Below are 12841 nucleotides of genomic sequence, written 5' to 3' on the forward strand. Positions count from 1 at the left end.
CGCGGTGCTATTTCCCCGGGCCGCGGCGCAAGCGCCTTGCCCGGGCTACAAAACGGCAAACGGCGGTGAACCTGTAGCCCCGGTAAGCGCAGCGCGACCGGGGGAAGTCTGAGCGGGCGCGGTGCTATTTCCCCGGGCCGCGGCGCAAGCGCCTTGCCCGGGCTACAAAACGGCATACGGCGGTGAACCTGTAGCCCCGGTAAGCGCAGCGCGACCGGGGGAAGTCTGAGCGGGCGCGGTGCTATTTCCCCGGGCCGCGGCGCAAGCGCCTTGCCCGGGCTACAAAACGGCAAACGGTGGTGAACCTGTAGCCCCGGTAAGCGCAGCGCGACCGGGGGAAGTCTGAGCAGGGGAAGTGTTATTTCCCCGGGCCGCGGGCAAGCGCCTTGCCCGGGCGGCAAAATCACCGGTGTACTCACGGGATCTCAAGATAAACCACCGGCTTTTTCATAATGCATTTCACCGCGTCGACAATCTGCTGCGGCTGCAGCAGAAAGGTTTTGATGCTGGTCTTAATGGTGCGGATGCCGCTAAAGCGTCCGGCATCGTCAATTTCAATATCCGTCACCAGCAGAACGACATCGGCATGGGCGATATCGTCGGCCATTATTTTGTTCTCCACCCCCAGCGCGCCCTGGGTTTCAATTTTGATATTCCATTTCTCCTGGTGGCCGACTTTTTCCAGCCGCTCGGCAGCCATATAGGTGTGAGCGACGCCGCTGACGCAGGCCGTGACGGCAACGATAGTGAAATCCATAGCATCCTCCTGGCGTTATCCGCCGACGGTCACGCTAAAACCGGCCCGTTCGGCCAGCGTCCTGAATGGTTGAATCTCAGATTCCTCGGGAGCTTTAATCATCGACATCGACCATGTTTTTCCCAGTAAGTGATATTTGGGTTCGCCGTACTGATGGAACGGCAGAAGATGAATTTCCGGCAGCTTAAAGGGGGCCAAAAATGCCAGAATCCGGCGGAAATTCGCTTCATCAAGCGTGAATCCCGGAATCAGCGGCACCCGGGGGATCACGTGAATATGCGCTTCCACCAGACGGGTAAAGTTATCCAGCACCCGCGGCATATTCATCCGCAGCTGCTCGCGGGCCAGCGTTTCATCCATGATTTTTAGATCGAATAGCACTTCATCGCAGGCCTGCGCCAGCGGAAAAAAGCGGCGGTAGGCGGTATCGCCCGCCGTTTCAATCGCCGTTCTGATCCCCCATTCGCGCAGGCGGCGCAGCAGGCGCGCGGCGAATTCGGCCTGCATCAGGACTTCGCCGCCCGACAGGGTCACGCCGCCGCCGGAGGCGCGGAAGAAGACCTCATCCTTCAGCACCTCTTTAAGCAGATTATCGAGGGTGACGTCGCGGCCAATCTGCTGCCACGCGCCGGAAGGGCACTCGACCACGTCCTGCTGGCAGCGGGAGCATCGCAGGCACTTGCTCTCGCGGCGTACGGTCTGAATTTGCGGCGAGATCGACTCCGGATTGGCGCACCAGGGACAGGTATGCGGGCAGCCTTTAAAAAACACGACGGTGCGGATCCCCTGACCATCATTCAAAGAGTAGCGCTGGATATTAAAAATGCGCGCCTTATCGGCGCGCGTTTCCAGGACCTCACAGCTGATGCGCGGTGCGGCGGATAATGTCATCCTGAATCTCCTGCGACAGCTCGACGAAAAAGGCGCTGTAGCCCGCAACGCGCACCACCAGGCCGGCAAAATCCTGCGGCCGCTGCTGGGCTTCGCGCAGCGTATCGGTGTTGACCACGTTGAACTGAATATGCTGCAGCTTCAGCCTGGTGAATGCCTGCAGGAAGTCGGCCAGCTTATTGAGGCCGCCGTCGCCGGCAAGGGTCGCCGGGGTGAATTTGACGTTCAGCAGCGTACCGTTGGAGAGCAGAAAGTTATCCAGCTTGCTGACCGACTTGAGCACCGCGGTCGGCCCCTGCACGTCCTGGCCGAGCATCGGCGAGAACCCGCCGTCCGCCAGCTGCTCTCCGGCCAGGCGTCCGTCCGGAGTGGCGCCGACGACCGAGCCGAGCGGCACGTGGGCAGAGACGGTATAGGAGCCCGGCGTAAAGCGACCGCCGCGCGGGTTGCGGTACTGCTCTACCTCTTTGCAGTAGAAGCGCAGCAGATCGGCGCTGATGTTGTCCACTTCGTCAATATCGTTGCCGTATTTCTCGAAGCGGTTGATCAGGCGCGCGCGGATTTTTTCCCCTTCCGGCGTCTGGAAGTTGGCTTTCAGCACCGCGATCAGTTCAGCGAAGCTGAGCCGTTTTTGCTCAAACACCATCCCTTTAAGCGCGTGCAGCGAGTCGCTGAGGTTAGCGATGCCGATGCCCTGGACCCCGGAGAAGTTATAGCGCGCGCCGCCTTCGGTGATATCCTGGCCGTGCTGCACGCAATCCTCAATAAAGGAAGAGAGCAGGGGAACCGGCGCCCAGTCGCGGTGGCCGATATCGCAAATATTGCTGCCTTCGACCATCAGCTTAATGTAATAGCGAATCTTGTCGCGGATCTGGTCGATCAGCCCATCCCAGGTGATGTCAGGGTTGCTTTCGTTTTCCAGCATCACGATTTCCATCACCTTCAGCAGATTGAACATGGCGATATCGTGCAGGCCGTAGGTGCGCCCCGGGATCGACAGCTCAACGCAGCCAACCACCGAGTAATCCCGCGCGTCATCCAGCGAGACGCCGCGGTTAAGAAACGCCGGGATCACCACTTCATCATTGAAGATTTGCGGAATGCCGGTGCCGAGGCGAATGGTCTCGGCGGTTTTGCGCAGAAAAGGGCGATCGACCAGCTCGTTGACCCGCACGCCGAGGTTCGGCTGCGGCAGGCGAACGTTCTGGTAGGCGTCGAGGGATAAAAACGACAGGATATTGACCGCGCTGCGTCCGGTCTCGGTCAGGCCGCCGAGCAGGGCGGTATAGCCGGTCGGGAAGCCCGCGAAGTAGCGCGCGCTGCTGGTGGATCGCAGCAGGACAATATCGTTGCACTTCACCCACAGCGACTCCAGCAGCTCCTGAAGAAACTGCGGATCCTGGCCGCGATTCAGCGAAGCCTGATAGTACGGCAGCATGTACTGGTCAAAGCGGCCCAGCGAAATGGAGCTGGCGTTGGATTCATACTGCAAAATGATGTTCATATACCAGAAGAGCTGGCAGGCCTGCCAGAAATCTTCCGGGCGGTGCACCGCGTTATGGCGGGAGATGTCCGCGATGGTCTCCAGCTCTTTGCGCCGCTGCCCGTCGCCGCAGCCGGCGGCCATGTCATCGGCAAGCGCCGCATAGCGCAGAATATGGCGCTGGGAGGCTTCCAGCAGGATCAGCACCGCCTGATAAAAATTGTTCTGCGGGTGCCGCTGACTCACCGCTTTCATCTCCGCCACCAGCGCGGCGAGGCCGTTTTCCAGCAGGCGAGGGTAGTCGATGATGATATGTCCCTGGCCTTTATCGGTCTGGTTGACGCTAAAAATCTGCGTGCTGACGGCGGCCTTCACTTCATCGGTCATCTGGGCGTTGATGAAGTCCTTCATCGAGCGATTTTCCCAGTAGGGGAACAGCACTTCGCGGTAGATGCGCTTATCTTCTTCGCTGATGTTGAAGCGGTCCTGCGGGCGGGTCGGGAACTGGTCCAGCTCCTTGAGCAGCCAGTAGGGATCCATCTCCGGCGACATGATCCCGGCGCGCGGCTTGATCGTACGGTTGCCGGCAATCAGTTCATCATCACGAATCGAAATCTGCACATGATCGAGGACCCATGCGGTCGCTTTCGCCCGGCGGATCATTACCGGCTCCCCCTCGGTCTGTTTATGGCTGGCGGTGTAGAGCAGCGCTCGCTCGAGGGAGATTTCGCGCGGGTTGGCGAACAGACGATCTTTTAAGCGTTGAGTGCGATTGGTCATGACAAACTCCATGTTATTTTGCGGGGCGCAGGCCGCGCCCCGTGCATTCAGTCAGGCATTCTGCGAAAGGTGGCTGTCGATTTTGTTCATAATGGCTTCGGCGCGCTTCACGGCGTCGCTGATGTTGACGCGCACGATGGTTTTACCGGCAAAACGCTCTTCAAACTTGATGCCGATATCTTTGGTCAGAATCACCATATCGGCGCTGGCGACGTCTTCTGCGGTCAGCTCGTTCTCAATGCCGATGGAGCCCTGGGTCTCGACTTTGACCTGCCAGCCTTTGGCCTTAGCGGCGCTCTCCAGCGATTCGGCGGCCATATAGGTGTGGGCGACGCCAGACGGGCAAGCGGTAACGGCGATAATTTTGGTCATACAATATTCCTTCCCGTGTCTCAGTTAATTTCGAAATCAAGATCCATCTCGTCATCGGCTTTGGCGTCAGACGTTTTCTTTTTCGCCAGGGCCTTAAGCAGGATGACGCAGGCGGCGCTGACGATGGCGCCAACCGCGAGGCCGGCAATAAATCCGCCTTTACCCTCAACGACCGGCAGAACGATAAGCCCGCCCCAGCCGGCATAGCACTGGGCGCCGAGCAGCGCGGCGGTAACGCAGCCGGCGGCGGCGCCGATCATATTGGCCGGGATAACGCGCAGCGGGTCGGCGGCGGCGAAGGGGATCGCGCCTTCGGTCACGCCAACGCAGCCCATCACCAGCGCGGCCTTACCGGTTTCGCGCTCTTCCGCGGAGAAGTATTTACGTCCAATCAGCGTTGCCAGGCCCATGCCCAGCGGCGGCACGGCGATGCCGACGGCGGCGATGGCCACCACGCTGTAAACGCCCTGGGAAACGCAAATCAGCATGAAGGCGTAGGCGACCTTATTCACCGGACCGCCCATGTCGAAGGCCAGCATCAGGCCCATGATGATGGCGAGAATCACGATGCTGCCTTCGCGCATGCCCTGCAGCCATCCGGTCAGGCTGGCGGTGAGCGCGCCAATCGGCTCGCCGAGGCCCCACATCATGATCCCGGCGGTAATAAAGGTGCCGATAATCGGGATAACGAAGATGGGCATCACCGAGCGCAGCACCTTATGCACCGGGATTTTCTTCAGGTAGTAGACCACCAGCCCGCCAATGATCCCGGCAATCAGCGCGCCGAAGAAACCGGCGCCGAAGCTGTTGCCGACCCAGGCGCCGATGGCGCAGGGAGCCAGCGCCGCGCGGTCGGAGATGGAGTAGCCGATATAGGCCGCCAGAAACGGCACCATTAGCGTCAGGCCGGCCACGCCGATATCAAACAGTTTTTTCAGGTTAGGGTCGGTGGCGGCATCGGGCACCGCGCCCTTGCCGTACAACATGACGGAGACTGCCAGCAAGATCCCTCCGGACACGACAAACGGGATCATATGTGAAACCCCGGTCATGAGGTGCTGGCGGGTATTTTTTAATATTTGCACCAGTTCATTCATTGTTATTCTCCTGAGCGCTGCGTGGCCCGTGACTGAGTTGATGCTTCAACCTTAGAAAAAGGGCGGCGCATAAAATAGTAGAGAAAAAGTGCATTTACTGGATATTTGTAAGGCCAGAGGAAAATTGCGATCCACCTCAAATCTTAGCGCTGGTGGGTTTTTGGCGCCGTTAGTCAGGCGATTTGTGACCGCGAGCATAAAAAAGAGTCGGGCATACAATTATCCAGTAATTGCCACTTTTATCGTGTAGTGGCGGGCCGGTTCTTTCTTTACCTTTTGGCTAAATACGCATTATTCAGGAGGAAGGCGATGGCTCTGGTAATTGAATTCATATGTGATTTGCCCAACGGCGTGCATGCGCGTCCGGCAAGCCTGGTAGAAACCCTGTGCAATACTTTTTCGTCTTCGGTCGAATGGTTAAATACCCGCACGGAAGGACGCGGAAACGCGAAAAGCGCGCTGGCGATTATCGGCACCAATACCTTGAAGGGGGACCGCTGCCAGCTGGTCGTCAGCGGTGAAGATGAACAGCAGGCGTTTGATGCGCTGTCGGCATTTATCAGCGAGGAGTTCCCGCACTGCGATGCGCCGCTGCCGACGGCGGAATCCATGGACGTTCAGCCGGTTCCTGAATCCCTCTCGCGCCTCAATCCCACGCTGTTTCACGCGCTGCCGGTCTGCGCCGGCAGCGCGGGCGGCAGGCTCACCCATCTTAAATCCCTCGACCTGCGCGATTCAGGCGCTTTGCCCGCAGCGGGCGCAATTGAACAGGAACAGGCGGCGCTGGACAGGGGGCTGACCCTGCTGGTGAAAAATATTGAGTTCCGCCTGCTGGATAACGACGGTACCGCCAGCGCGATCCTTGAGGCGCATCGCTCTCTGGCCACCGACGCCTCGCTGCGCCAGCATCTGCTGGGCGGGCTGCTGAGCGGCCTGAGCTGCGCTGAGGCGGTGGTCGCGACCGGCGAACACTTTTGCGCCCAGTTCAGCGCTTCCGGCAATAGTTATTTGCAGGAGCGGGTGCTGGACGTGCGCGATGTCTGCTTCCAGCTTCTGCAGCATATCTACGGTGAGGATCGTTTTCCGGCACCGGGTAAGCTGACGGAAGAGGCCATCTGCCTCGCCGATGAACTCACCCCCAGCCAGTTCCTTGAGCTGGATAAAACCCTGCTTAAAGGTTTGCTGCTGCGCAGCGGCGGCACCACGTCACATACGGTGATCCTCGCGCGTTCGTTCAATATTCCCACCCTGGTGGGCGTCGATATGGAGGCGCTGCTGCCGTGGGTCGATCGGCGAGTGCAGATTGACGGTAACGCCGGGCTGGTGGTGGTGAATCCCGATGAAGCGGTGGCGCGCTACTACCAGCAGGAGGCCTGGGTGCAGGCGCAGATCCGCCGCCAGCAGCAGGCCTGGCTGGATAAAGCGGGGCGTACGGAAGACGGTATTCGCCTGGAGGTGGCGGCCAACATCGCCCATTCGGTAGAGGCGACGGCGGCCTTCAACAACGGCGCGCAGTCGGTAGGCTTGTTCCGCACCGAAATGCTCTATATGGACAGGCCCAGCGCGCCGTCGGAAAACGAGCTGTATAACCTATTTTGCCAGGCGCTGGAGCCGGCCAACGGGCGCAGCATTATCATCCGCACCATGGATATCGGCGGCGACAAGCCGGTGGCCTACCTCAACATTCCGGCGGAGAACAACCCGTTCCTCGGCTACCGGGCGGTGCGTATTTATGAGGAGTATCAGGCGCTGTTCCGCACTCAGCTGCGGGCGATTCTGCGCGCTTCCGCGCACGGCGCGCTGAAAATCATGATCCCGATGATCTCCTCGATGGAGGAGATTCTGTGGGTGAAAGAGCAGCTGGCGGATGCCAAACAGTCGCTGCGCGGCGAACAGATTCCGTTTGATGAAAAGATCCCGCTGGGCATTATGCTCGAGGTGCCGTCGGTGATGTTTATCATCGACCAGTGCTGCGAAGAGATTGATTTCTTTAGTATCGGCAGCAACGACCTGACCCAGTATCTGCTGGCGGTGGATCGCGATAACGCCAGGGTGACGCGCCACTACAACAGCCTCAATCCGGCCTTTTTACGCGCGCTGGATTACGCGGTTCAGGCGGTGCATCGCCAGGGTAAATGGATCGGCCTGTGCGGCGAGCTGGGGGCCAAAGGTTCCGTGCTGCCGCTGCTGGTGGGGCTGGGGCTGGATGAGCTGAGCATGAGCGCGCCGTCGATCCCGGCGACCAAGGCGCGTCTGGCGCAGCTTGACAGCCGCGCCTGCCGTCAGCTGCTGAATCAGGCGATGCAGTGCCGTACTTCGCTGGAGGTCGAGCACCTGCTGGCCCAGTTCCGTATGACCCAGCAGGACGCGCCGCTGATTACCCCTCAGTGCATTACGCTGAACAGCGACTGGCGCAGTAAAGAGGAGGTGATTAAGGGCATGACCGACAATCTGCTGCTGGCCGGGCGCTGCCGCTATCCGCGTAAGCTGGAAGCGGATCTGTGGGCCCGCGAAGCGGTGTTCTCCACCGGGTTAGGGTTTAGCTTCGCCATTCCGCACAGTAAATCGGAGCATATTGAGCAGTCGACCATCAGCGTCGCCCGTCTGGCGCAGCCGGTGGCGTGGGGCGACGACGAGGCGCAGTTTGTGATTATGCTGACGCTCAATAAGCATTCGGCGGGGGATCAGCATATGCGTATTTTCTCGCGGCTGGCGCGGCGCATTATGCATGCGGAGTTCCGGCAATCGCTGGTGACGGCGCAGAGCAGCGAGGCGATTGCGGCGCTGCTGCAGCGCGAGCTGGAGCTGTAATTCGGTCCGGAGAATCTCCCCGGTGGCGCTGCGCTTACCGGGGCTACGGGTTTCCAGCCGTCTGCGGGGCAGTAGCCCGGATAAGGCGTTTACGCCGCGACCCGGGATTTCCGGGCCCGGAGCCTGAGGGAGGCAGATTGGGTAGCCCGGACAGGCGCGTAAGCGCCGCCTCCGGGAAAGCGTGCAGGGGTTCCGTTCACCGCTATCCCGCAGAAAATGTCTCACCGTGGTAGGTGAACGGGTAAAGGGGGAGAAAACCGTCTCCCCCTTTACAATCCCCGCGGTCCCGCAAAGAAATCGGTGCTGCGCACTGCGCTCACCTCCCGGTCCTCAGCCCGCGGTCGGCTCAACTCGACATCGCTGTCTCGATTCGCCTCTGGCCGCCATCCCTGGCGGCCAGCCCTTGTCTTCCGACCTCCGGTTCGCCGATTTCAGCGGGCACCAGGGCATAGCTGCATATCACGTTGTTTCAGAGGCATATCGTAGCTGCACGAACATCGTCCCGGAGGCGGCGCTGCCGCGCCCGTCTGGGCGATCTACTGCCCGGCAATCGCCCGACAAATCGCTTCGCCCACCTGCTGGGTGGAGGCGCTGCCTTGCATATCCGGCGTCTTCGGTCCGCTGGCGATGGTCTGCTCAATCGCCGCCAGAATGCCGTCGTGGGCGGCCTGGTAGGGGCAGTAGCCCGGGTAAGGCGTTTACGCCGCGACCCGGGATTTCCGGGCCCGGTGCCTGAGGGAGACAGATTGGGTAGCCCGGACAGGCGCGTAAGCGCCGCCTCCGGGAAAGCGTGCAGGGGTTTCGTTCACCGCTATCCCGCAGAAAATGTCTCACCGTGGTAGGTGAACGGGTAAAGGGGGAGAAAACCGTCTCCCCCTTTACAATCCCCGCGGTCCCGCAAAGAAATCGGTGCTGCGCACTGCGCTCACCTCCCGGACCTCAGCCTGCGGTCGGCTCAACTCGATATTACTCGTCCCATCCCTGGGACTCGCCCCTACGGGGCCAGCGCAAGCGCTGTTCTAAATTGCTCCAGGCAATTTTGTCGTGTCTCGATTCGCCTCTGTCCGCCATCCCTGGCGGCCAGCCCTTGTCTTCCGACCTCCGGTTCGCCGATTTCAGCGGGGGTCAGGGCATCGCTGCATCTCACTTTGTTTCAGAGATATCCCCGCTGCTGTATGAAACTCTCCCGGAGGCGGCGCTTGACGCGCCTGTCCGGGCTACTTTTGTTCAACAATCGCCCGACAAATCGCCTCGCCCACCTGCTGGGTGGAGGCGCTGCCTTGCATATCCGGCGTCTTCGGTCCGCTGGCGATGGTCTGCTCAATCGCCGCCAGAATACCGTCGTGGGCGGCCTGGTAGCGCGCGTCCCCGTTGCCGAGGAAGTCGAGCATCATCGCGCCGGCCCAGATGGTGGCAATCGGGTTGGCGATATTTTTGCCGTAAATATCCGGCGCCGAACCGTGTACCGCTTCAAACAGCGACGGAAAGGTGCGATCCGGATTGAGGTTTGCCGACGGGGCAATGCCGATGGTGCCGGTACAGGCCGGGCCGAGATCGGAGAGGATATCGCCGAACAAATTGGAGCCGACCACCACGTCAAAACGTTCCGGCTGCAGCACGAAGCGGGCGCACAGAATATCAATGTGCTGCTTATCCCATTTCACCTCCGGGTAGTGCTGCGCCATCGCTTCGACGCGCTGGTCCCAGAAAGGCATGCTGATGGCCAGACCGTTGGATTTGGTCGCCGAGGTCAGGGTTTTGCGCGGTCGGCTCTGCGCCAGCTCGAAGGCGTAGCGCAGGATCCGGTCAACGCCGCGACGGGTAAATACCGACTCCTGAATCACCACTTCATGTTCAGTCCCCGGATTCACATGGCCGCCGAGGGCGGAATATTCCCCTTCGGTGTTTTCACGCACCACGTAGAAATCGATATCGCCGGGCTGTTTACCCGCCAGCGGGCAGGGGACGCCGGGGAACAGGCGCACCGGACGCAGGTTGACGTACTGGTCGAACTCGCGGCGGAACTTCAGCAGCGAGCCCCACAGTGAAATGTGGTCCGGCACGATATCCGGCCAGCCGACCGCGCCGAAGTAGATCGCATCAAACGTTTGCAGCTGCGCGCGCCAGTCGTCGGGCATCATGGCGCCGTGCTGCGCGTAATAGTCGCAGCTGGCCCACTCAAAGTGCTCGAAGCTTAACGCCAGCCCCCAGCGTTCGGCGGCGGCCTGCAGCACGCGGACGCCTTCCGGCAGCACTTCTTTACCGATGCCATCGCCGGGGATGGCGGCAATACGTAAGGTTTTATTCATCGTTATTCTCAGTTTGAGGTAAGGAAAATTGACTTCACCGCTATCCTATAATTGACTGATTCATAATTAATCCCGTTAACTGGTGAAACATAAAACACGAATCATGAATAATTTGCCGCTGCTGAACGATTTACGCGTCTTTATGCTGGTTGCCCGCCGCGCCGGTTTTGCCGCCGCCGCGGAAGAGCTCGGCGTCTCGCCGGCTTTCGTCAGCAAGCGCGTGTCGCTGCTGGAGCAAACGCTCAACGTCCAGCTGCTGCACCGTACCACCCGGCGCGTGGCTATCACCGAAGAGGGCGAGCGCATCTACGAATGGGGACTACGCATTTTGCAGGATGTCGACCAGATGATGGATGAGCTCTCCGATGTGCGGCAGGTGCCGCAGGGGACGCTGCGGATTATCAGCAGCTTTGGCTTTGGCCGGCGGGTAGTCGCGCCGGCGCTCTCCGAGCTGGCCCGTCGCTACCCGCAGCTGGAGATCCGTTTTGACGTCGCCGACCGGCTGGTGGATTTGGCCAATGAAGGGGTCGATCTGGATATTCGCGTCGGCGACGATATCGCGCCCAATCTGATAGCCCGCCAGCTTGCCAGCAATCACCGCATCCTCTGCGCCTCGCCGGCGTTTGTCGCCCGCTATCCCCGGCCGAAACAGCTCAGCGATCTCGCCGCGCTGCCCTGTCTGGTGATCAAAGAGCGCGACCGGCCCTTTGGCGTCTGGCAGCTGCGCGATGATAAAGAGGGGGAGCACGCCATCAAGGTGACCGGACCGCTGTCGTCTAACCACGGTGAAATCGTCCATCAGTGGTGCCTGGAGGGGCAGGGGATTGCGCTGCGCTCGTGGTGGGACGTCAGGGAAAATATCGCCAGCGGCAATCTGGTGCAGCTGCTGCCGGAGTACTATCAGCCCGCCAATATCTGGGCGGTATACGTGTCGCGGCTGGCGACCTCGGCCAAAATTCGTACCACCGTGGAGTTTTTGCGCCACTACTTCCAGCAGCGATTTCCGCCGCGCAACGGCGAGGAAAAATAGCCGACGGCCGGCGCCGTCGGCCGAGGGGATTACACGCCGAGCCGATCGCGCAGGCTGTAGTAAGCCGCGCCCATGGCGGTAAACGGAATACGCAGGCTGCGCCCGCCGGGGAACGGATAGTGCGGCAGCCTGGCGAAGGCGTCGAAACGTTCGGCGTCCCCGCGCAGCAGCTCCGAAATCAGCCGTCCGGCGAGGTGGGTACAGGTGACCCCGTGGCCGCTGTAGCCCTGCATATAATAGATATTGTTATCGAGGCGGCCAAACTGCGGCATTCGCGAGAGGGTCAGCAGGAAGTTGCCGGTCCAGCGGTAGTCGATTTTCACCCCCTGCAGCTGCGGGAAGGTTTTCAGCAGCTTCGGCATAATCAGCCGCTCAACGTCGTCCGGATCCCGCGCGCCGTACACCACGCCGCCGCCGTACAGCAGACGGTTGTCGGCGGTCAGGCGGTAGTAATCCAGCAGATAGTTACAATCTTCTACGCAGTAGTTTTTCGGGATCAGCGAGCGCGCCAGATCCTCAGACAGCGGCGCGGTGGTGACCACCTGGGTGCCGCACGGCATGCTGCGTTTCGCCAGCTCCGGCTCGAGCTTATCGCCGAGATAGGCGTTACCGGCGACGATCACGTAGCGGGCGGTGACCTGTCCGCGTGCGGTGGTCACTACCGCCGGGCTGCTGTGCTGAATGCCGGTGACCGGTGATTGTTCGTAAACCCGGCCGCCGTTGAGCCGAATGGCGTCCGCTTCGCCAATCGCCAGATTGAGCGGATGGATATGACCGCCGCTGTGGTCCAGCAGCGCGCCGGCGTAGCGGTCGCTGTCCACTTCGCGACGAATGGCGCTGGCATCCAGCAGCTCCAGCTGGGTATTGCCGTAGCGCTCCCAGTTCGCTTTCTGCTCTTCCAGGGTCTCCAGCTGTTTATGATTCAGCGCGACAAACAGCCCGCCGGGGCGATAGTCGCAGGCAATCTGATAGCGCTGGATACGTTCGCGAATAATGTCGCCGCCTTCAAACATCATGCTGCCGAGCATTTTCGCGGCATCCGGGCCGTAGGTTTTTTCGATAACGTCGATATCGCGGCTATAGGAGTTGACTAGCTGGCCGCCGTTGCGTCCGCTGGCGCCGAAGCCGATGCGCGCGCCTTCCAGCAGCACCACATCGTAGCCCATTTCGGCCAGATGCAGCGCCGAAGAGAGGCCGGTATAGCCGCCGCCGACGACGCAGACGTCGCAGCCGATCGATTCGTCCAGCGTCGGGAACGGCTCATAGCGGTTGGCGCTGGCGGCGTAATAGCTGGTGGTATGTTCGCTCATG

Annotated in this window: 9 protein-coding genes and 1 pseudogene; 2 read left to right on the top strand and 8 right to left on the bottom strand. The window is 60.7% G+C overall.

What is annotated here, in order from left to right:
- Positions 1-415: 415 nt before the first annotated feature.
- The 5 genes from F8562_RS26490 to F8562_RS26510 are packed head-to-tail and all read right to left on the bottom strand — an operon-like array spanning position 416 to position 5380.
- The gene (locus tag F8562_RS26490; RefSeq protein WP_004849743.1) at positions 416-757 is read right to left on the bottom strand and encodes a PTS fructose-like transporter subunit IIB; all 342 of its coding nucleotides are present in this window, start codon (positions 755-757) and stop codon (positions 416-418) included.
- 15 nt (positions 758-772) lie between these two features.
- Positions 773-1648, bottom strand: coding sequence for a [formate-C-acetyltransferase]-activating enzyme (locus tag F8562_RS26495; protein ID WP_014838050.1), 876 nt, complete (start codon positions 1646-1648; stop codon positions 773-775).
- The gene (locus F8562_RS26500; protein ID WP_094909513.1) at positions 1614-3911 is read right to left on the bottom strand and encodes a formate C-acetyltransferase; all 2298 of its coding nucleotides are present in this window, start codon (positions 3909-3911) and stop codon (positions 1614-1616) included. The genes F8562_RS26495 and F8562_RS26500 overlap by 35 nt, the downstream gene beginning before the upstream one ends.
- A 51-nt stretch (positions 3912-3962) precedes the next feature.
- Positions 3963-4283 carry a PTS fructose-like transporter subunit IIB gene (locus tag F8562_RS26505; protein ID WP_004100938.1) on the bottom strand — a complete coding sequence of 107 codons (321 nt, stop codon included), beginning with the start codon at positions 4281-4283 and terminating at the stop codon, positions 3963-3965.
- Between the two features lie 20 nt (positions 4284-4303).
- Positions 4304-5380 carry a PTS fructose transporter subunit EIIC gene (locus tag F8562_RS26510; protein ID WP_004131253.1) on the bottom strand — a complete coding sequence of 359 codons (1077 nt, stop codon included), beginning with the start codon at positions 5378-5380 and terminating at the stop codon, positions 4304-4306.
- Positions 5381-5689: 309 nt separating this feature from the next.
- On the opposite strand from F8562_RS26510, the gene ptsP reads away from it, so the two are divergent.
- Positions 5690-8191, top strand: coding sequence for a phosphoenolpyruvate--protein phosphotransferase (ptsP, locus tag F8562_RS26515; RefSeq protein WP_014838052.1), 2502 nt, complete (start codon positions 5690-5692; stop codon positions 8189-8191).
- A 536-nt stretch (positions 8192-8727) separates the two neighbouring features.
- Here ptsP and F8562_RS29625 read toward each other — a convergent pair.
- Positions 8728-8865, bottom strand: a pseudogene (locus F8562_RS29625) (tartrate dehydrogenase); the annotation flags it as partial.
- 543 nt (positions 8866-9408) lie between these two features.
- Positions 9409-10500, bottom strand: a complete 1092-nt coding sequence (locus F8562_RS26520) for a tartrate dehydrogenase (RefSeq protein WP_014838053.1) — start codon at positions 10498-10500, stop codon at positions 9409-9411.
- Positions 10501-10582: 82 nt separating this feature from the next.
- On the opposite strand from F8562_RS26520, the gene F8562_RS26525 reads away from it, so the two are divergent.
- Positions 10583-11530: a LysR substrate-binding domain-containing protein gene (locus F8562_RS26525; protein ID WP_162763174.1), complete on the top strand. Its 948-nt coding sequence runs from the start codon at positions 10583-10585 to the stop codon at positions 11528-11530.
- A 29-nt stretch (positions 11531-11559) separates the two neighbouring features.
- Here F8562_RS26525 and F8562_RS26530 read toward each other — a convergent pair whose 3' ends face one another.
- Positions 11560-12840, bottom strand: coding sequence for an NAD(P)/FAD-dependent oxidoreductase (locus tag F8562_RS26530; RefSeq protein WP_014228788.1), 1281 nt, complete (start codon positions 12838-12840; stop codon positions 11560-11562).
- Between the last annotated feature and the right edge of the window lies 1 nt (position 12841).

It is taken from the genome of Klebsiella sp. RCJ4 (genome assembly GCF_009025755.1).
Classification (GTDB): domain Bacteria; phylum Pseudomonadota; class Gammaproteobacteria; order Enterobacterales; family Enterobacteriaceae; genus Klebsiella; species Klebsiella michiganensis.

What these genes read in the sequence shown, in the direction of transcription:
- F8562_RS26500 (WP_094909513.1), bottom strand. Translation starts at nt 3,911, where the DNA reads ATGACCAATCGCACTCAACGCTTAAAAGATCGTCTGTTCGCCAACCCG.
- F8562_RS26505 (WP_004100938.1), bottom strand. Translation starts at nt 4,283, where the DNA reads ATGACCAAAATTATCGCCGTTACCGCTTGCCCGTCTGGCGTCGCCCAC.
- F8562_RS26490 (WP_004849743.1), bottom strand. Translation starts at nt 757, where the DNA reads ATGGATTTCACTATCGTTGCCGTCACGGCCTGCGTCAGCGGCGTCGCT.
- F8562_RS26520 (WP_014838053.1), bottom strand. Translation starts at nt 10,500, where the DNA reads ATGAATAAAACCTTACGTATTGCCGCCATCCCCGGCGATGGCATCGGT.
- F8562_RS26495 (WP_014838050.1), bottom strand. Translation starts at nt 1,648, where the DNA reads ATGACATTATCCGCCGCACCGCGCATCAGCTGTGAGGTCCTGGAAACG.
- ptsP (WP_014838052.1), top strand. Translation starts at nt 5,690, where the DNA reads ATGGCTCTGGTAATTGAATTCATATGTGATTTGCCCAACGGCGTGCAT.
- F8562_RS26510 (WP_004131253.1), bottom strand. Translation starts at nt 5,380, where the DNA reads ATGAATGAACTGGTGCAAATATTAAAAAATACCCGCCAGCACCTCATG.
- F8562_RS26530 (WP_014228788.1), bottom strand. Translation starts at nt 12,840, where the DNA reads ATGAGCGAACATACCACCAGCTATTACGCCGCCAGCGCCAACCGCTAT.